This is a genomic window from Paraburkholderia sp. CHISQ3 (assembly GCF_030464945.1).
Lineage (GTDB): Bacteria > Pseudomonadota > Gammaproteobacteria > Burkholderiales > Burkholderiaceae > Paraburkholderia > Paraburkholderia megapolitana.
In genome coordinates, this window is sequence record NZ_JALPRG010000004.1 from 36,413 (window position 1) to 55,543 (window position 19,131).

Consider the following 19,131-nt stretch of genomic DNA (forward strand, 5'->3'; position numbering starts at 1 on the left):
GTTGCCTAGCATCGTCGCACGCTGCCCGCCCCCTGCCCTGACGATCGCCGATGAACCTCTCACGCCCCTTCATCGAACGCCCTGTTGCGACGACGCTCCTTGCACTGGGCGTCGCGCTAGCAGGTGTGTTTGCTTTCGTCAGACTACCGGTCGCGCCGCTACCTCAGATCGACTTTCCGACTATCTCCGTGCAGGCCAGTCTGCCCGGCGCGAGTCCCGATACCGTCGCAAACAGCGTGGCAAGTCCGCTGGAACGGCACCTCGGCACGATTGCCGACGTCACCGAAATGACCTCGCAAAGCTCCGTCGGCTCTGCGCGTGTGACGCTGCAGTTTGGGCTCGATCGCGATATCGACGGCGCGGCGCGCGATGTCCAGGCCGCGATCAACGCAGCGCGTGCGGACTTGCCCGCGAGCCTGAAAAGCAATCCGACGTATCACAAGGTCAATCCCGCCGATGCGCCGATCCTGATTCTTGCGCTCACCTCGCACACGTTGCCGCGCGCGAAACTCTACGATCTCGCCTCGACAATACTTGCGCAATCGCTGTCGCAGTTGCCGGGCATCGGCGAAGTCGACGTCAATGGATCGGCTAACCCTGCGGTGCGCGTCGAGTTGAATCCGACTGCGCTCTATCACTACGGCATCGGGCTCGAAGACGTGCGCGCGGCGCTCGCATCCGCGAATGCGAATAGCCCCAAGGGCGCCATCGAAAGCGAAGGCGAGCGCTACCAGATCTACGACAACGATCAGGCGCGTGCCGCTGCCCAGTACAAGGATCTGATCATCGCGTACCGCAACGGCGCGGGCGTCAAACTGTCGGACATGGCCGAGATCGTCGATTCGGTCGAAGACCTGCGTAACCTCGGCCTTGCGCGCAACAATCAGCCCGCGGTGCTGGTCATGCTGTACCGCCAGCCGGGCGCCAACATCATCGACACCGTTGATAACGTGCGCACGCTGATCCGTCAGCTCAAGCCAGCGTTGCCCGCGGACGTCGACGTGGTCGAAGCGTCGGACCGCTCGACCACGATCCGCGCATCGCTGCACGACACCGAAGCAACCCTGCTGATCGCAGTCGGGCTGGTGATACTCGTCGTGTTCGTCTTTCTCGGCAACGGACGCGCCGCGCTGATTCCGACCGCGGCCGTGCCGGTGTCGATTGTCGGCACGTTTGCGTTCATGTACCTGTTCGGCTACTCGATCGACAATCTGTCGTTGATGGCACTGACCATCGCAACCGGTTTCGTCGTCGACGATGCGATCGTCGTGCTGGAGAATATCGCCCGTCATATGGAAGCCGGCATGTCGCGCATGCAGGCCGCACTACTCGGTGCGCGCGAAGTGGGCTTCACCGTGCTGTCGATTTCGATCTCGCTGATCGCAGTGTTCATTCCGATCCTGTTGATGGGCGGCATCATCGGTCGGCTGTTTCGCGAATTTGCGATCACGCTGTCGCTTGCGATCGTCGTGTCGCTCGTGGTGTCGCTGACTGTCACGCCGGTGATGTGCTCACGCCTGTTGCGCACGCGCGGCACACGGCCTGCCGGTCGGGTTGGTCGGGTTGGCCGGTTTTTCGCGCGACCGTTAGAGGCGTTGTACGACGGCTATGCGCGCTCGCTCGACTGGTCGTTGCAGCACCCGCGGCTCTTGTTGAGTGTGCTCGTAGCGACTATCGCGCTGAATGTTTATCTGTACGCCGCGATTCCGAAGGGTTTCTTTCCGCAAGAAGACACGGGGCGCCTGATCGGGGGTATTCAGGCCGATCAAAGCATCTCGTTCCAGGCGATGGAGCCGAAGCTCAGGCAGATCATGCGGATCATCGGTGGCGATCCGGCGGTGGACAATGTCGTCGGGTTTACCGGCGGCAGGCAAACCAATACCGGTTCGGTGTACGTCGCGCTCAAGCCATTGTTGGAGCGTCGCGAGACCGCCGACCAGGTGATTGCACGCCTGCGTCCGCAACTGAATGCGGTGCCCGGCGGCCGGCTCTATCTTCAGGCCGTGCAGGATATTCGCGTCGGCGGCAGGCAGAGCAACGCGCAGTATCAGTTCACCCTGCTCGGCGACTCGCGCGCGGAACTGTACCAATGGGCGCCGCGGCTCGCACAGGCACTGCAAGGCGTGCCCGAACTCGAGGACGTCAACTCGGACCAGCAACAGGCGGGACTCGAGGCCGATGTCGATATCGATCGATCGACGGCTGCACGGCTCGGTATCACGCCCGCGCAGATCGACAACACGCTCTATGACGCTTATGGTCAGCGGCTCGTATCGACTATCTACAATCCGCTCAATCAGTACTACGTCGTCATGGAGGTCGCGCCGCGGTACTGGCAGCATCCGGAGACGCTAAACGACCTGTACGTGAGTACGTCGGCGGGTAGTCCGAGTGGCACGCAGTCGACCAATGCCGTTGCCGGCACGGTTGGCACTACGACCACCACGGGCACCACCGCGACCGCTGCCACAGTCGCCGCCGATTCCGCACGCAATCTCGCGATCAATTCGCTCGCGGCGAGCGGCCATTCAAGCGCGTCTGCCGGCACCTCGGTCAGTACCGCGATCGAAACGATGATCCCGTTCAGCGCGTTTGCACACTTTGCGCCGGGACACACGCCGCTCGGCGTGAACCACCAGGGCAGCTTCGTCGCCACTACGATCTCGTTCAACCTGCCGCCCGGTGAACCGCTGTCGGTTGCCGTGGCGGCGATCGACCGGACGATGGCCGAGTTGCGCATGCCCGCGTCGATACACGGTAGTTTTGCGGGCACGGCGCGCACGTATCAACAATCGCTTTCCGACGAACCTCTATTGATCCTCGCCGCGCTGGCCGCGGTGTATATCGTCCTCGGCATGCTGTACGAGAGCTACGCGCATCCGCTGACTATCCTGTCCACGCTACCTTCGGCAGGCGTCGGCGCGCTGCTCGCGTTGATGCTGTTTCGCGTCGAGTTCACGGTCATGGCTTTGATCGGCGTGATTCTGCTGATCGGCATCGTCAAGAAGAACGCGATCATGATGGTGGACTTCGCAATCGATGCCTCGCGCGAGGGACTATCGTCGCGCGACGCGATCTATCAGGCGAGCCTGATGCGCTTCCGGCCGATCATGATGACGACCTGCGCGGCGCTGCTCGGTGCGTTGCCGCTTGCGCTGGGACATGGTGAAGGCGCAGATCTGCGCCGGCCGCTGGGCATTTCGATTGTTGGCGGTTTGATTGTGAGCCAGTTGCTGACGCTCTATACGACGCCGATCGTGTATTTGTATGTGGAGCGGTTGCGACTCAGGTTGCAGATGCGTCGTCGCGTCGCACGGTCGGAAGCGGGCACGCCGGGTTGAGATTCGCCGAACGCTTGTCAACGGGTAGGGAGAAGACCTGCTAACCCGTACGTTGCTCCTGCCTGCGCGCCATCGCGGGGCTCACCGCATGGACGGGATCGAAGCCGAAGAATTCCAGCACATGACGCGCCACTACGTCGCGGTCGTTGTCCGCGCAGATCATGTGATAGCTGTTCTCCAGCACGACACTGCGCGCATCCGGTAGCGCGGCCTGCAGGAATTCTGCCGAACGCAGGCTCGTCAGTTCGTCTTCACGCGCATGCATGACGAGCGTCGGACACGGTGTTGCCGGCGCGGCCGTGCGCACCCAGTCGCGCATCCGGTCGACCTGGCGCACGCACGCGAGCGGTACCCACGGGTAGTGGAAATTGTCGCCGCGTTCGAACTTCTTCTTCACGATCGCGCGGATCAGCGGGTTCTTGATGCCGAACGGTTCGCCCTCGTCCACGCGCATGCGCGCCGCGGCGCCCGGTGCGAGATACAACAGGTGGCGCAGCCCGCGGTACCAGGGGGTGGACCAGCCGTCGATGTACACGGGCGCCGCCAGCAACGCGAGCCTGCCGCGTGCGTGCTGCACGCGATGACACAGCAGCAGTGCAACGAGCGCACCCATGCACATGCCCGCCACATGCAGCGTGTCGTACTGCGCCTCGAGCTCGCGATACTGTTGCGTGACTGCATCGAGCCAGGCCTCCGCGCGCACGTCGACCAGGTCTTCGGGACGCGTGCCATGTCCCGGCAACGTGATCATGTGCGCGTCGCCGCCTGCCCGCCGCACCGCCTTGTGCAGCGTACCCAGATCGTATTGCGTCCCGCCGAGCCCGTGGATCAGCAAAACGCCGGTGCGGCCGGTCATGATGATCGTGCGCTCCGTGACTTACTGATCCGCCGCCGCGTACTGGCGCGCGCGCTCGATCTGCCAGATACCGGCGACCACCGTGACGTCGAGGTTCGAATCGAGCAGCGGTTCGCCATGATCGATGACGACGCGCGTATCGCCGCCCGGCAACACGATGCGCAACGACACCGCGGCACGGTTCTCGTCAACCGCCGCCACGCGCCAGTGGTGGCGCAACGTCTTGTGATCGTCGGGATGAACGTGTGCAAGTACGTCCGGCACGCTCGCCAGCGATTCCGCGTTGGCGCCCACACCAAACACGCGCTGCACGTCGCCGCTCCAGTCGATCCGGCCCGACTGGGGGTCGAGCACATAAGCCACCTGGCCGGCACCCGCGAGCGCGAGTTCCATGTTGTTTTGCACGATCGCCGCGCGCTCGTATGCGCGCTCTGGGTTGGTCTTCAACGTGCTGACGGTCAACACCAGCAGCGACGTGATAGCCAGATACAGTTGCGCTTCCAGCAGCGAACGGCCGTGATGTTCGTCGAGCAGTGCGAACGGGCCATTGCCCTGCGCCGTCTGGAGGATGACGATCAATGCCAGCACGAGCACCGACAACGAACCGATACGCCCGCCCAGCAGCACCGTGATCACGACGGTCAGGAACATCGGCAGGTAGGTCATCGCGTAACCTGCGCCGAGGCCGAACTTCTCCGTGCTGTCGCCGTTGAAGATCATGACCGAGCCGACTGCGAGCAGCACGAACGTCACGACGCCAAGCACCACATCGAACCGTTCGTGATCGCCCGAGCGGTGTGCGCGAAAGCGCGCCCACGATGCGAGCACCGGGGTGATCAGCAGTACGCCGACGAAGTCCGACGCGGCCCATACGAAGCCGACCTGCCAGAACGATGCTCCCTTCAGGATCGCGTACCAGCCCGCCCCGCCGAGCGCCCCGAGCACTCCCGCAATGAGCCCGGACAGAATCACGGAGCGCAGGAAATACAGCCCTTCGAGCGAGAAGCGCACGCGCTGCACGAGCCAGACGGCAAGCGCCGCCGCACCGACCTCGTCGATCGCAAACAGCAACGCGTTGAACAGATTGCCCCGCTCGATGGCGCTCAGCACCAGTTGCGCGACGAGGAACGCAACGCCAATTGCGGGCCACTCCCGCACGGGCCGCAGCATGAATGCGCCGACCGCGATGCCGGCGGGCAACCAGATATAACCGGTCTGCTGGACCAGGCCGTTGAACAGGTGCGAGATGTAGCCGCCGGCGAGATACAGCACGGCCCACAGCAACGCGGCCGCGAGTCCTGGTCTGGAGCGTGAGGTTTCCATCGCGATGTCCTGAAGGGTAATCGTGCGCAGCGTACTCGGAGTACCCGGCGTACTTTGGCGTGTCAGCATACTCCGCGCGCCCTTCGCGCGGAACCTGGATTGATCAAGGAGGCGCCTGCAGTGCGCCCGCTATTGCCTGCCGGTAAACGTTAGGGGCGACGCCATGCCAGCGCTTGAACGCCTGCGAGAACGTCGACGCATCGCTAAAGCCGAGCTGCGCCGCAATGTCCGCGATGCTGAGCCGCTGTTCCTTGAGCAGCACTTCGGCGCTCGCGCGACGCGATTCCTCGAGCAGCATCCTGAACGACGTGCCCTCGTCCTTCAAGCGACGCTTCAGCGTACGTTCGCTCACGTTGACGACGCGAGCCATCGCAGCGAGATCGGGCGGAGGTCGCCCGGGCACGTTGAGGTACTGCTGGACGATCGTCGAGAGATCGGACCGTGCGCGTCGGCGCGCAATCAGGTCGGCGCACATCTGCTCGCACTGCGCGGCCGTGGTCGGATTGGCATGCGGCAGTCGCCGGTCGAGATACTCGAGCCGGAATGCGACGCTGTTCGACGGCGCCGCGTAATGCAGCGGCGCGCCGAGTACGCTTCGCACCTTGTGGCCGCGAACCGGCTCCGCCTTGAAAGTCATCCGTTCGATCCGGAAGTCCGGGCCAGCGACTTCCGCGAGCAGCGTAGTCGCGGCAGCCATGTCGCCTTCCACGAGGAAGCGTGTCAGTTCGCGCTCCAGATCCGGTTCGCCGAACGTGATGACGCCGAGGTCGTTTTCTTCGTGATACGCGATCATCGTGAAGGCGAACGTCAGCGGCAGGAAGCGCAAGGCGAGCTGCAACGCATCGCGCATCGTCGCGCTGCTGATCAGACCGAAACCCCACACGCCATACGCGGAGAAGTGATATCGCAGGCCGAGTTCGACGCCGAGTTGCGGCGGCGCGCCGGTCAGCTTCAGCAGGTTGCGGATCACCTGCAATTCCTGTTCGGCGAACAGCGCGGCATTCGGGTCAGCGAGTTGCTCGGGCGAGAGACCGCTACCACCGAGGATGTCCGCGGTGGAGAAGCCCAGCCAGCATCCGTAGTCGAAGAGCATACGGGTGCGCGCCGGGCCACGTGTGAAGTCCCAGAAGCTCATCGGGAGATACCCTTAGAGAACACTATCTGGCCCAAATACTAATGCAGTTGTCCCGTCGCACCATTGGGGGATTCCTACTACGGCGGCACCATGATCGCCAATTGCGCCTACGGACGGTATGCGCAGCGCATCGCTGCGGACGATCAAACGGTTCACCAGAAGGATCGACATGAAGAGCTTTAAAGGGAAAGTGGCGGCGTTGACCGGTGCGGGCTCGGGCATGGGCCGCAGTCTCGCCGTCGAACTGGCGCGGCGCGGTTGCGATCTCGCGTTGAGCGACATCAACGAAGCCGGGCTCGCCGAGACGCTGAAGGCGTGCTCCACGTATGGCGTACACGTGACCACGCAACGGCTCGACGTCGCCGATCGCGCGGCGGTATTCGCGTGGACGGCGCGGTCAGCGCAAACGCACGGGCGCATCAATCTGATTTTCAACAACGCAGGCGTAGCGCTGGCCGCCCCCGCCGAGACCGCGAAAATCGAAGACTTCGAATGGATCATGGGCATCAACTTCTGGGGCGTGGTGCACGGTACGCAGGCGTTCCTGCCGTACTTGCGCGCGTCGGGAGAGGGTCATGTCATCAACACCTCGAGCCTGTTCGGCCTGATCGCGATGCCCACGCAGAGCACCTACAACGCGAGCAAGTTCGCGGTGCGCGGGTATACCGAAGCGCTGCGCATGGAGCTTGAACTCGAGGGCGCTCCTGTAAGCGCGACCTGCGTCCATCCGGGCGGTGTCGCGACCAACATCGCGACGGCATCGCGCGTCGACGACAGCATCAAGAAGCTGACGGGACAGGATGCGGACGCTCACCGGCGTCAGGCCAACCGGTTGATCAACGCGACGCAGCCCGACGATGCCGCACGCCAGATACTCGCCGGCGTCGAACGCAACGCGCGACGCGTGCTGATCGGCCAGGACGCACGACGCGTGGACCTCATCGCGCGCGTGCTGGGTTCCGCGTACCAGCGGTACGTGCTGCGCTTTCACCGCAAGCTGATGAAGCGCCGCGGCCAGTCTCACACGGCGCGTCCCGCGTCGACCGCTCTTCCCTCCCGCAAGGACATCGCATGACGCCCGCTACCCTGGAGCGTACCGCTTCATCGCAGGACCAACGGCAACGCGCAGCGCGCACGACCAGCAGCGAAACCGACTACGACGTGCTGATCGTCGGTGCGGGATTGTCGGGCGTCGCAGCGGCCCATTACCTGCAGACCCAATGCCCGTCGGCCCGCTTCACGATCCTCGAAAGCCGCCAGACGATGGGCGGCACGTGGGACCTGTTTCGCTACCCCGGCGTGCGCTCCGATTCGGACATGTTCACGCTCGGTTATAGCTTCCGTCCGTGGGCCGGCGACAAGGCAATTACCGAGGGCGGGCTGATCCTCGATTACATCAAGGACACTGCGCACGCGCTGGGTATCGATTCGTCGATCCGTTTCGGCCACCGCGTGGTCGGCGCCGACTGGAACTCGTCGGAGGCGCGCTGGACCGTGCGCGTGCAGCGCAGCGATGCAACCGGCACATCGGCCGCCGACGAAATCCGCTACACCTGCTCGTTTCTCTATATGTGCAGCGGCTACTACGACTATGAGGAAGGACATGCGCCGCGCTGGGCCGATATGGAGAAGTTCGCGGGCCGCGTCGTGCACCCGCAGCACTGGCCCGACGATCTCGCGTATGCGGGCAAACGCGTGGTCGTGATCGGCAGCGGAGCGACGGCGGTCACACTGGTACCGGCGATGGCTCCCGAAGCCGCGCACGTGACCATGCTGCAACGCTCGCCGACCTATATCCTCTCGCTGCCCGCACGCGACGCGATCGCGGACAAGCTGCGCAGCTGGTTGCCGGCGAAACTCGCGCATCGCCTCGTGCGCACCAAGAACGTGTTGCTGACGACCTATCTGTACCACCGCTCGCGACGCAAGCCTGAAGAAACCAAGCGGCTATTGATCAAGGCGGCTGCGCGGCAACTCGGTCCCGACTTCGATGTCGCCACGCATATGACGCCGAAGTACAACCCCTGGGACCAGCGCCTGTGTCTCGTGCCGAACGGCGATCTGTTCAAGACGGTGCGCTCGGGATCGGCATCGATCGTGACCGACGAGATCGAACGGTTCACCGAAACCGGCCTGCAACTGCGCAGCGGCAAGCATCTCGACGCCGACATCGTCGTCAGCGCGACCGGGTTGAAAGTCAAGATGCTGGGCGGTGCGACGGTCTCCATCGACGGACGGCCCGTGTCGCTCAGCGATACCGTCTCCTACAAAGGCATGATGTACAGCGGCATACCGAATCTCGCGTCGTCGTTCGGCTACACGAACGCATCGTGGACGCTGAAGGCGGAGCTGATCGCGCAGTACGTGTGCCGGCTCATCAATCATATGAAGTCGCACGGTTACGATAGCTGCGTGCCGCGGCTGCCCGACGACGAAGCCGGCGCGCTGCCGGCCGTCGATCTGACGTCGGGCTACATCCAGCGTGCGGCGAACATTCTGCCGCGGCAAGGGCTGCACAAGCCATGGAATAACCCTCAGAGCTATCTGCGCGATCTCGCATCGTTGAAGTTCGGAACCCTGAGCGACGGCGCGATGCAATTTGAGCGACGCGAGCAGCCGGCAACCGTGCTGGAGCAGACTGCGCAGGTGCAATCATGACGGTCGTGATGCTGGGCTTGATTGCCGCGGCTGCGATCTGCATTTTTGTAGCCGTCGGGCTCATGGTGTTTTCAGCCTACGTCGCACGTCGCGTCGAACAGGCGGTTCCTCCACGGGGCAAATTCGTGGATATCGGTGCTGACCGGATTCACTATGTCGACCGCGGCAACGGCCCGCCGATCGTATTCATTCACGGCTTGAGCGGACAGTTGCACAACTTCGCGTATCTCCCGCTACGGGACCTCGAACAGACACATCGCGTGATCGTGCTGGACCGGCCCGGCTCCGGCTATTCCGTTCGCGGTGCGGGTTCGTCGGCGGGGATTACCGCGCAGGCGCAGACCATCGCGCGGTTTATCGAAGTGCTCGGACTCTACAAGCCGACGATCGTCGGTCATTCGCTGGGCGGTGCGATTGCGCTCGCGCTCGGGTTGAACCATCCACGCAGTGTCGGCCGTCTCGCGTTGATCGCACCGCTCACGCATATGATCGAGCCGCCTCGGGTATTTACTCAACTGGTGATCCCGTCGTCGTGGGTGCGCGGCATCGTGTCGGTCACGCTTGCGGTGCCGCTCGGTATCCGCAACGGTCCCGCAGCGCTGAAGGCCGTGTTCGCTCCCGAGGCGGCGCCGAAAGACTTCGCGATGAAAGGCGGCGGCCTGCTGGGTTTGCGCCCGCGCGGTTTCCGTGCGGCATCGTCCGACCTCGTGGCGGTGAACGACGACCTGCCCGCGCAGGAACGTCGTTACCCGACGCTGCGCGTGCCGGTAGATGTGCTGTACGGCCGCGACGACGAGATTCTCGACTGGCGTCATCACGGCGAAGCGCTAACGCGCAAGGTGGACCACGCGACGCTGCATCTGGTGGATGGTGGCCACATGCTACCGATCACGCAGCCTGAAATGACGATGGAATGGCTACGCACGCTGGTGACCGTGCCGACGACGACACAGGCGTCTCACGCGACTACCACCAACGCGTAACGTCCGGGACGCCGCAGCACGACTCATTCTTCGGCCGCTCGCAACTCACATCGTCTTGCCACGATCCCGCACCGGCGCATCCTCATCGATACGCAGCAACCGTCCCGCGTTGGCGATCACGATAAACGTCCCGACGTTATGCAGGATCGCCACCCACACCGCACCGAGCACACCGAACGCGGCGAGCGCGATGATCTCGACGGTCCAGATCAGGCCGATCGCCGCATTGATCGTCGCTGTACTGCGGCAGCGACGGCCAAGGCGGATGCACATCGGAATACGCCTTAAATCGTCGCCAAGCAGCACGATATCGGCCGACGCCACCGCAATATCGATGCCCCGCTCGCCCATCGCGATGCTCGTCGCGCCGGCCTTGATCGCGAGCACGTCGTTCAGCCCGTCGCCGACCACCAGCGGATGGTGCCCGGCTTCGAGTTCGTGCATCACGTAGTCGAGTTTGTCGTGCGGCAGCGCCTGCGAGACGACGATATCGATCCCGACCTGCGCGGCGAGTTTGTGTGCCACCGCATCGCGATCGCCGGTCAGCAAGGTTTGTCGTTCGAGACCGAGTTCGCGCAGGCTCGCGAGCGCGTCGGCGGCTTCCGCGCGCAACGCATCGGCGAAACCGAACCACGCGAGCAGTTTCCCGTTCAACGCGAGTCCGACACAAGGTCCGTCGATCTCGTCCGGAGGCGGTTGCAACGGGTTGACGTGCTCCGCAAGCAGATCCGCGCGTCCGAGCGCCGCTAGACCTTCGGGTGTCTCGGCGACCACACCGAGTCCACGCAACTCGCGGGTCCGCTCGTAGGGCGTTATATCGTGCCCGGCCGCTGCCGCGTAGCGCGCGAGCGCGCGGCTCACCGGATGCGCACTGCCCGCCCCCAGCCGCGCGGCCAGCCCGACCGCTTGCGCGGTATCGACACCGGGTTGCGCGAACACTTTCGACACATGCAGCTCGCCATGCGTCAGCGTGCCCGTCTTGTCGATCACCAGCGAATCGATTTCGGCGATCCTGTCGAGAAACGCCGCGTTCCTGAACAACACGCCGTGCCGCGCACCGACCGCAATCCCCGCGATCGCCGTAGACGGCGCAGCGAGCACGAGCGCGCACGGACACGCGGCAACGATCACAGCGAGCATCGCCGACGAATCGGCCGACGTGAACCAGACAATCGCCGCAATCAGCAGCACGAGCGCGAGATAAGCGCCCATGTAGCGCTCGAGCACCTGTGTAATCGGCGGCTTGACCTGCTCGGCTCGCTGCAGCAGTTCGATGATCTTGCCGAGCGTCGATTGCGCGCCGGCATGGGTGACCTCGATGCGCAGCGGGCCATCCAGATTCATCGCACCGCCGAACACCGCAATCCCTTCATCGACGTCGAGCGGCAAAGACTCGCCGGTAATCGGTCCGTTGTCGACGCTGGACCGGCCGCGCTGCACGACGCCGTCGGCGGGAATCCGCGCGCCGGCTGCGACCTCGACCAGATCGCCCGCGCGGATCGCTTCGTAGGCCACTTCCTCGATCGAGCCGTCGGCCCGCACGCGTCGCACCTTGCCCGATGTCAAGCGGCCGAGTGCGCGAATCGCTTCCTGCGAGCCGAGCACGCTGCGTTCTTCGAGCGCATGGCCGAAGGTCATGACGATCGGCAGTAACGCCGCGGTCGTCATGTCGCCGATCGCCCACGCGGCGAGCATCGCGAGCGCAATCAGGCGGTCGGTGACGCCGTGCAGACTGGGCGATTTCAGACTGTGCCATGCGCCTGCGAACACCGGCCCGGCGACCAGCAGCGATGCGAGCCCAGCGAGAATCTCGGCGAGTTGCGCACCGTCCGGCACCAGATAGCGCCACGCCAACGACAGCACCAGCAACCCGCCGGCGAGCAGCGCCAGTGCGATCTGTCGCGTCACTGCGCGCCGTTCGGCCGCGGACAGTGCGATCGAAGGTTGGTTGTCGTCCGCGTGGTTGTCCACGTTGTCGCCTGCGTCCAGCGTGGCGGCATCGCCCAGCGCACTTTCGACGGGCTCGCTCTGCACGTTCATTGAATTTTCCCCGGCAGCACCAGATTCGATGCATCGTGCGGATCGATCGTCGTTACGCGCCCCGCCTTCGACAAAATCTGCTGGATGCGCTCGCGATAGGCGCGCGCCGGCAGGCCCGGGTCGCGCTCGCTATCGAGCGGCGTTTCGAGTTGCAGGATCGTGGTGGTCTCGGCCTGCGCGGTGCCGACGCGTTCGGTGGCGTTGGCCTGAGCGTTCTGCAAGGTTTGATCGGCGGTCTGCTGGGCGTTCTGGCGTATCGTTTCGGCGGCTGTGCGGGCTTCGGCGATATTCCGGTCGGCAGTTTGCAGCGAGGTCAGCACGGCGTTGAAGGCATCGACGGCTGTGGCCGGGAACGACGCCTGTACGTCCATGCGCGCTACCTCGATACCGAGGCCCGCGTGTTGCGCCGCCAACGCGTCGAGATGGCGCTGCACGGCCTGCGCGATATCGCTACGCAGCCGTTCGCGTTTCGCGGCCATCTGCGCATCCACCGACAACCGCTCGGGGCGCGCAACGAGAATCGCATCGAGGTTGCGCGCAGCCGTCACTTCGACGACCGCGGCCGCAACGATCCGCTCGAGCGCCGCGTCGAGCCGCTCTTTCTGCAACACATAGGCATATGGGTCGACCACGCGGTAATACAGCGTCGCGCTCAACTGGACGATACCGTTGTCGCCGGTCAGCACGTAGCCGGACCCGGCCAGCGCGTCGGACAACACCGGTTTGCGCTCGAGCAGCGCTGTTTCGTCGTCGGTATGCGCAGCATCCGCCGCATCGGCTTCAAGTGACGTCGCAGGTGCGGCCAACTCGGCTGCGGTCGGATCGAAGGCCTTCGCGCGCGGGTCTCGTTCGAGCGACGTAACGCGCTGCTCGAGCACGCGTGCACTGCCCGGTATCAGCAGCACGTTTTCGAATGGCCGCGGCCATGCGACCAGCAAGCCTGCATCCTGAGTCCGCACGAAGGCACCGAAACGCATGACGACTGCGCGGCTGTCGGCGGGAATGCGCCGGATGTTCGACGCGGCCCACATGCACGCAGCCAGCACCGTGATCGCCGCGATGAACCAGAACGCGACGCGCACCGCCTGGGCGCCCGGTCCGAGCGACGGAGTGTTGGCGGTCTCGGTGGTCGAATTCATGGCGTACGTTTGCCGTTCTTCGTCGGCGGTGGTGCACCGACACCGACGCCGAGGCCACCAGGCCCCTGCACCAGAACGTTGAACGGCGCCGCATCGGTGCGCAGGATCAGGTTCGTGTTCGCGCCGATCACCGAGTTCAGCGTGTCGAGCGAGCGCAGCATCGTGTAGAGGTGCGGGTCGCCCGCGTAGCTCTTGCCGTAGATCGCTGCCGCATCCTTGCGCGACGACGCTTCGATTTCCGCGGCCTTCACATTCGCATCGGCGATCGCGATGCGCGCGTCGCGATCAGCGTCCGAGCGAATCTGTGCCGCTTCGCGACGACCATCCGCGGTGCGTTGTGCGGCTACCGTCTCGCGTTCCGCGCGCATGCGCTCGACGGTTGCGGACAAGGTGACCGCCGGCAAGGTCAGTCGCTCGAGGCCGACCTGCTCGACATGCACGCCATAGGCCGCGTAGACCTGTGCGTCGACCTGCCGGCGCAATTCTTCTTCGAAAGCGGCGATACGCACCTGGCCCGGATCGGTATTCACGAGCGACGCGAGATCGAAATCAGCCGAGGTGGTTTGCAGCGCGGAGCCGAGCAGCGAGCGGATCTGGCGCGCGGCTTCATCGGGTTCGTTGCGCACCGCGCGCACGAACCGGCCGACGTCGTTCGCGTTGGCCGGCACGCGCCACGCAACGTACGCCTGCACGATGATGCGCAGACCATCGCGCGTGCCGACGTCCTGCATGCCGCTCGACGTCGTATGCATGCGCAGATCGACCGCTTCGGCCGCTTCGATCGGCGCGGGCAGCCGCCACGCGAGCCCCGGTTCCAGCAGCACGCGTACCGGTTCGCCGAAGCGCGTGACGACCGTCGCTTCGCCCGCCTGCACCTGGATGAAACTCGCCACCGCGAATGCCGCAGCGACGCAGAGCACGCACAGCGCGATGCGCCAGTAGTAGCCGCCCCCACCCGCCGATGCGCTGCCGTGATCATGATCGTCGTCGGCGCCGTGATGGTGGTGGTGACCGTGTGCATGCGAACGATGAAGACTCACGATATCTCCCGATGCAACGCTGTGTGCAGCAGAACAGTCTGTGCCGATGAGCGGCGCATGTGTCAGTAGATCCTGTGTTTGCCGGCTGTGTCTGTGGCAGCGGTGGCACCGGCCGGGCCGTACGGCCGCAAGTCGAGCGTCGCGCGATTGCCGTCCATCAGCCGGTCGTCGATGATCGTCACGTGCGCATTCAGCAGGCCCTTCTGTAAGCCATGCAGGTAGTACTCGAACGCGAACGCCGGACCGCCCACCTGAGCCGCCGCCATGTCGGCGCTGAAACTGGTCTGCTGTACCCGTGCGGCAGACGTAATCTCCGCCGCCTCCGCATCCGCTCGCGCGGTGGCCGAATGGGCCTGTTGCTGTGCCTCGCCAAGCGCCTGCGCTGAGGCACCGCTCGCCTGCGCGACACTCGCCTGAGCGAGAATCTGCGCTGCCTGCACACTGTGATACGCGACCGATGCGCCTGCCGGCGGATGCACGCTCTCGATGATCACCGCGACCACATCGATACCGCTTCCCGCGCTGTCGAGTTGCGCCTGGATCGCGTGCTTCACGCTATCGGCCATGGCGGTCTGACGTGTTTCGAGCAGCGATTCGAGCGTATGCGACGCGAGGTAGCGCACCACCTCGCGATTGGCAATGGCACGCACCGTATCGGGCACATCCGCGACGCGATACAACGCCGCGCGCGCAGCGGCGTCGGACAAACCGATCCGATAATCGAGCCGCACATCGGCGTTCACCGTCTGAAAGTTCTGCCGGTCACCGCTTCCACCCGCGATCACCTGGCTTGTCTCGCCCTGGTGCGCGACGTCCCACAGACGGTTGAACACTTCAGGTGTGCGAGCATCGGCGGGAACGCGCGGCGCGGCGATGCTGCTGTCCGCCAGCGAACCGGAGACGACGACCTGGTGAACCGCGCCGTTATCGATCGTGCGGGTCGTGCCGAACGGCCACGGCAACCCGACATGCAAACCGGGTTGCCAGACCGATACCGGTGCGCCAAAGCGCTCGTAGACCGCGCGCTGATCCGGCCCGAGGATCGCGATGCCGGTGAGCAGCCATGCGCACACGCCGACCGTGACGCACGCTGCGGGCAGCAGGCGCACGAAGCTCAGCAACACCCAGTTCTGCCGCAGATCGATACCGTAACGCTTGCGCAACTCGGTGCTGAAACGCGCGAGCGGCGAAGGCCGCCAGCGCAGCAGGCTTGCCAGCAGACTGTCGGGTATGCCGGCATCGCCTTCGCGTGTACGTGGCGGAGCGAACCATGAGAGCACCGCGCGCAGTGCGAATTCGATCGCGATTGCCGCACTGAAAGCCGCCGCGATGCGCAGCGGCCAGCGCGAGGAAACGTTCGCGTAAGCAAGCCATGCCGACGACGCAGCAGCCACGAGCGCAACCGCAAGCGCCACGCGCAGCACATTGGCCAGCGATGCCGATGCGCGCCCGCGCTCGGCACGCATCGACTGGAACAGCTCGGCGACCAGCGTGCCGAAGGCCAGCGCCAGCGCGGCAACCGATAGCACGAGCGCCGCTTCAGGCGGTTGCAGGGCCGCTGCAAGAACCAGCCGGATCGGCGGATTCCACGCGAGCCACGCCACGTAGACCGAGAGCGCCGCGCATGCCAGCACGGCCAGAGGTTGCCAGCGGATCGCACGCAAGGCCGCGCGTACGGCAGCGCCGGTGGCGGTCCACCAGGAAAGTCGCCAGACAGAGAGAGAATGTGGCAGCGGCAGCGGATCGTGCGCGTAACCCACGTTGGGCACGCCGACATTCGCCAGTCGCGCGGCAAGCGCAACCGCCAGCACGTTGAACCATGCGCTAGATAGCGCAGCACACCAGCGGGTATCGAACCAGACACCCTGAACAAACAGCAGAGCGCCGAGCAATACCGCCAGCGCCAGGCTGATCGATGTCATCCGCGCAGCGCCAACCGTATCGCTGTGCGTGTGCTCGTTGTCGCCTTGCAACTCATGCGGCATGGACATCCCCGGTGGGCTTCACCTGACCGGTACTGTCTGTATGTTGCTTGTCAGGATTGATTGGGCATCGCCTGTGGCAGGCGAGCCGAATTTAGCGTGCCGGAGTGCGAAACTCAAGCAAATCGTGCGGGCTCCGTTCGAGCGACCGGAGCCCGCGGTCGTAGCAGCGGTTAGGCACCGCCTGGCGAAGGCGGGACCGGTTGTGCCGATTGATACGCGCCCCATGCCGGGACCGGTGCGATCGCGCCCAGATTGAAATCGATCGTTGCGCCGTTTTTTACGGTGTCGAATGGCAGCCAGGTGCTGTTGTACGCAGCGCCGTTGACCTTCATCGACTGGATGTAAGTTTGCGGCGTGTTGGCGGTGATCGTCAGCGTTTTGCCGTTGCCGAAGTAGATCGTCTCGTTCGTGAAGAGCGGACTCGCGACCGTGAAGCCGGGTTCCGCGGGAATGACCGGATACAGGCCGAGTGCCGCCCAGACGAACCAGCCCGATGTCGCGCCTTCATCGTCATTGCCCGGCAAGCCGGACGGCGTGGCCAGGTACTGGGTCGCGGCGATGTTGGCCACGGCTGCCTGGGTTTTGTCGGGGCGGCTCGTCCAGTTGTAGAGCCACGGCGTGGCGAACATCGGCTCGTTGGTCATGACGAGCTGCGGCTCGAACGCGGTAAGCCGGCTGATTACCGCCTGGTCGCCGCCGAGCATGTTGAAGAGGCCGCCGATGTTGAACGGCACCATCCACGTATATTCTTCGGCCGTTCCCTCGACCGGGTCCGACGACGTGTAGGGCGGCCAGCTGCCGTCCTGGTTGCGCGGCTGCAACTGCGTGACCGACACGTTGTTCACCTGGGTCGCATCCGGCTTCATCAGATTGACCCAGCTGTGCGAACGTGCAAGCAACATCGTTGCGTTCGCCGAATCGCCCATTGCCTGTGCGAAACGCGAGACGGCGAAATCGGTGGTTGCGTATTCGAGCGTGGTCGATGACGTGCCGTTGGAGTGGCTCGAATCGACGACGATGTTGTCGTCGTCGGGTAGATAACCGAGCTTCGTGTAATCGCTCAGGCCTGGTAGCACGGCGATACCCACGCATTCGGCCGACGGGTTGGTCTCGTCGTTGAGCATGATCTTGAGTGCGGAGGCGGTGTCGAAATCGGTTGCGCCGTATAGATAACTTTGAGCGACGATGGTCGACACGGTATCGGCGGGCATCACGTTGCTGTTGTTCGTGCCTTCGATCCACTGCGGGAATGCGTTGCCACACGCAAGGCCGTCGTTGACGAGCGACTGCATCATGTCGCTAACGTCGTGCGGAGCAATCACTGCAAGTAACGGCATCAGTGAACGGTATGTGTCCCAGCTCGAGAACGTCGTGTACTGCACGCGGGTCTGGCCCGCGCTGTTCTTGCCGGTTTGCCCCGGCTTGCCGCTCGCATCGAGTCCAGACGAGCTGCCGAACACCGGGTAGTTTCCATTCACATCACTGATCACGGACGGCGCAAGCGAGGCGTGGTACAGCGCCGTGTAGAACTTGGTCGTATCGCTTGCGCTGCCGCCGCTTACCTGGATCGTGTTCAGCCGCGTATTCCATGCGGCGTCAGCGTTTGCCACGGCGGTATCGAACGCGACCAGGGCGCCGTTCGTGCCGCCCTGCTCCTGCTGCAGGTTTGCCTGCGCATTGGCAACGCTGGTGTAGGAAAGACCCACGCGCATGTTCACGACGAGCGGTGTACTGGCTACTGGCTTGAACGTCAACGTAGCCTTCGAGCCCTGTGTTTTAGCCGTGAACGACTGGTCGAACGTCGCGTAGAAATAGACGGTGTAGGACTGGCCGTCGTTACAGAAATTGCCGCCGGAGAACGACCCCGATACCGTCGCTGGCGCGCTCTTGCCACCCCAGGCAATCTTGCCACCGGACGAATAATCCTCCGACTGAGCGGTCAACGTCAGTTGTGCCGACTGGCCCGCGGGCCACGTAAAACGTCCGAGCCCGCTGCGCTGCGTCGCCGTCAGTTCCGTATGAATACCGTTGTTAAGCGTCACGCCGTAGTAGCCGGGCTTCGTCGTTTCGTTCGTCGAGGAAAACGCGCCGGAGCTTCCGCTTGCCGTGCCCGGCATGACCGGTAGCCCACCGCCGCCATCGTGGCAACCGGTACCGCTCAGATGCGTGAGGCTGAAGTCGCTGATCGTCGTGGCGCCGTCGAAGTACCCCGTCGTGGTCCACTGGTTGATACCGCCTGGGTTCGGCGTATCGGGTCCCCACTGGACCATACCAGCCGGCAGCCCAGCAAGAAGCGAGGTACCGCCGCCGTTGTTCGTCCCGATCCGCTCGTTGACGTACTGCGTCAGTTGCATGACGACAGGTGCCTGTGCAACGGGCGCCGGGGAAGCAGTAGGTGTGGCTGCGCTGCCCGTTGGGCCAACCGTTGTACCGCTAGTTGTACCACCCGCAGCCGGTGCTGCCGCAGCCGCACCGCCACCGACCGCCACCGGCGTCTTCACCGCGCCATTGATGGAATGAACATCGCCACCGCAACCAGCAAGCACACTGGCCATGGATAGCGCAAAGATAATCTCCCTGATTTTTCTCACTGTCGTCTCCGCTTTTTCAATTTCGTTTAGCACATTCGCT

General features: G+C 64.4%; 12 protein-coding genes. 4 read left to right on the forward strand and 8 right to left on the reverse strand.

Going from position 1 to position 19,131, the window contains the following annotated elements; genetic code table 11:
• Nucleotides 1–50 precede the first annotated feature (50 nt).
• Entirely contained in the window at nt 51–3,341 is a 3,291-nt protein-coding gene (locus M0D65_RS10095) for an efflux RND transporter permease subunit (protein ID WP_266252546.1), read from the forward strand.
• Nucleotides 3,342–3,381: 40 nt separating this feature from the next.
• On the opposite strand, the gene M0D65_RS10100 is transcribed toward M0D65_RS10095, so the two are convergent.
• The 3 genes from M0D65_RS10100 to M0D65_RS10110 form a co-directional block, all read right to left on the reverse strand.
• Entirely contained in the window at nt 3,382–4,197 is an 816-nt protein-coding gene (locus M0D65_RS10100) for a carboxylesterase (RefSeq protein WP_266252547.1), read from the reverse strand.
• Nucleotides 4,198–4,218: 21 nt separating this feature from the next.
• Nucleotides 4,219–5,520 carry an MASE1 domain-containing protein gene (locus M0D65_RS10105; protein WP_266252942.1) on the reverse strand — a complete coding sequence of 434 codons (1,302 nt, stop codon included), beginning with the start codon at nt 5,518–5,520 and terminating at the stop codon, nt 4,219–4,221.
• A gap of 103 nt (nt 5,521–5,623) precedes the next feature.
• Nucleotides 5,624–6,655, reverse strand: coding sequence for an AraC family transcriptional regulator (locus M0D65_RS10110; RefSeq protein ID WP_266252548.1), 1,032 nt, complete (start codon nt 6,653–6,655; stop codon nt 5,624–5,626).
• 169 nt (nt 6,656–6,824) lie between these two features.
• Here M0D65_RS10110 and M0D65_RS10115 point away from each other — a divergent pair, with 169 nt between their 5' ends.
• Genes M0D65_RS10115 through M0D65_RS10125 form a run of 3 tightly spaced genes read left to right on the forward strand, consistent with a single transcriptional unit; the run spans nt 6,825 to nt 10,296 of the window.
• On the forward strand, nt 6,825–7,730 hold the full coding sequence (locus M0D65_RS10115; protein WP_266252549.1) for an SDR family oxidoreductase: 906 nt from the start codon (nt 6,825–6,827) through the stop codon (nt 7,728–7,730).
• Entirely contained in the window at nt 7,727–9,313 is a 1,587-nt protein-coding gene (locus M0D65_RS10120; RefSeq protein ID WP_266252550.1) for an NAD(P)/FAD-dependent oxidoreductase, read from the forward strand. Before M0D65_RS10115 ends, M0D65_RS10120 begins: the two co-directional genes overlap by 4 nt.
• Nucleotides 9,314–9,321: 8 nt before the next feature.
• A complete protein-coding gene (locus tag M0D65_RS10125; protein ID WP_266252943.1) occupies nt 9,322–10,296 on the forward strand; it encodes an alpha/beta fold hydrolase in 975 nt (324 codons plus the stop codon).
• Between the two features lie 45 nt (nt 10,297–10,341).
• Here M0D65_RS10125 and M0D65_RS10130 read toward each other — a convergent pair whose 3' ends face one another.
• From M0D65_RS10130 to M0D65_RS10150, 5 genes are all read right to left on the reverse strand, one after another.
• Nucleotides 10,342–12,336, reverse strand: coding sequence for a cation-translocating P-type ATPase (locus M0D65_RS10130; protein WP_266252551.1), 1,995 nt, complete (start codon nt 12,334–12,336; stop codon nt 10,342–10,344).
• The gene (locus M0D65_RS10135) at nt 12,333–13,475 is read right to left on the reverse strand and encodes an SPFH domain-containing protein (RefSeq protein WP_266252552.1); all 1,143 of its coding nucleotides are present in this window, start codon (nt 13,473–13,475) and stop codon (nt 12,333–12,335) included. The genes M0D65_RS10130 and M0D65_RS10135 overlap by 4 nt, the downstream gene beginning before the upstream one ends.
• Nucleotides 13,472–14,515, reverse strand: a complete 1,044-nt coding sequence (hflC, locus tag M0D65_RS10140; protein WP_266252553.1) for a protease modulator HflC — start codon at nt 14,513–14,515, stop codon at nt 13,472–13,474. The genes M0D65_RS10135 and hflC overlap by 4 nt, the downstream gene beginning before the upstream one ends.
• A gap of 62 nt (nt 14,516–14,577) precedes the next feature.
• Complete coding sequence (locus M0D65_RS10145; RefSeq protein ID WP_266252554.1) at nt 14,578–16,506, reverse strand: SPFH domain-containing protein; 1,929 nt, start codon at nt 16,504–16,506, stop codon at nt 14,578–14,580.
• A gap of 164 nt (nt 16,507–16,670) precedes the next feature.
• Nucleotides 16,671–19,091 carry a GH92 family glycosyl hydrolase gene (locus M0D65_RS10150; RefSeq protein WP_266252555.1) on the reverse strand — a complete coding sequence of 807 codons (2,421 nt, stop codon included), beginning with the start codon at nt 19,089–19,091 and terminating at the stop codon, nt 16,671–16,673.
• Between the last annotated feature and the right edge of the window lie 40 nt (nt 19,092–19,131).

Bases quoted from the DNA above. Each gene is read 5' to 3' on its own strand.
- M0D65_RS10115 (WP_266252549.1), top strand. From the start codon at position 6,825: ATGAAGAGCTTTAAAGGGAAAGTGGCGGCGTTGACCGGTGCGGGCTCG.
- M0D65_RS10100 (WP_266252547.1), bottom strand. From the start codon at position 4,197: ATGACCGGCCGCACCGGCGTTTTGCTGATCCACGGGCTCGGCGGGACG.
- M0D65_RS10145 (WP_266252554.1), bottom strand. From the start codon at position 16,506: ATGTCCATGCCGCATGAGTTGCAAGGCGACAACGAGCACACGCACAGC.
- M0D65_RS10105 (WP_266252942.1), bottom strand. From the start codon at position 5,520: ATGGAAACCTCACGCTCCAGACCAGGACTCGCGGCCGCGTTGCTGTGG.
- M0D65_RS10125 (WP_266252943.1), top strand. From the start codon at position 9,322: ATGCTGGGCTTGATTGCCGCGGCTGCGATCTGCATTTTTGTAGCCGTC.
- M0D65_RS10135 (WP_266252552.1), bottom strand. From the start codon at position 13,475: ATGAATTCGACCACCGAGACCGCCAACACTCCGTCGCTCGGACCGGGC.
- M0D65_RS10130 (WP_266252551.1), bottom strand. From the start codon at position 12,336: ATGAACGTGCAGAGCGAGCCCGTCGAAAGTGCGCTGGGCGATGCCGCC.
- M0D65_RS10120 (WP_266252550.1), top strand. From the start codon at position 7,727: ATGACGCCCGCTACCCTGGAGCGTACCGCTTCATCGCAGGACCAACGG.
- M0D65_RS10110 (WP_266252548.1), bottom strand. From the start codon at position 6,655: ATGAGCTTCTGGGACTTCACACGTGGCCCGGCGCGCACCCGTATGCTC.
- M0D65_RS10095 (WP_266252546.1), top strand. From the start codon at position 51: ATGAACCTCTCACGCCCCTTCATCGAACGCCCTGTTGCGACGACGCTC.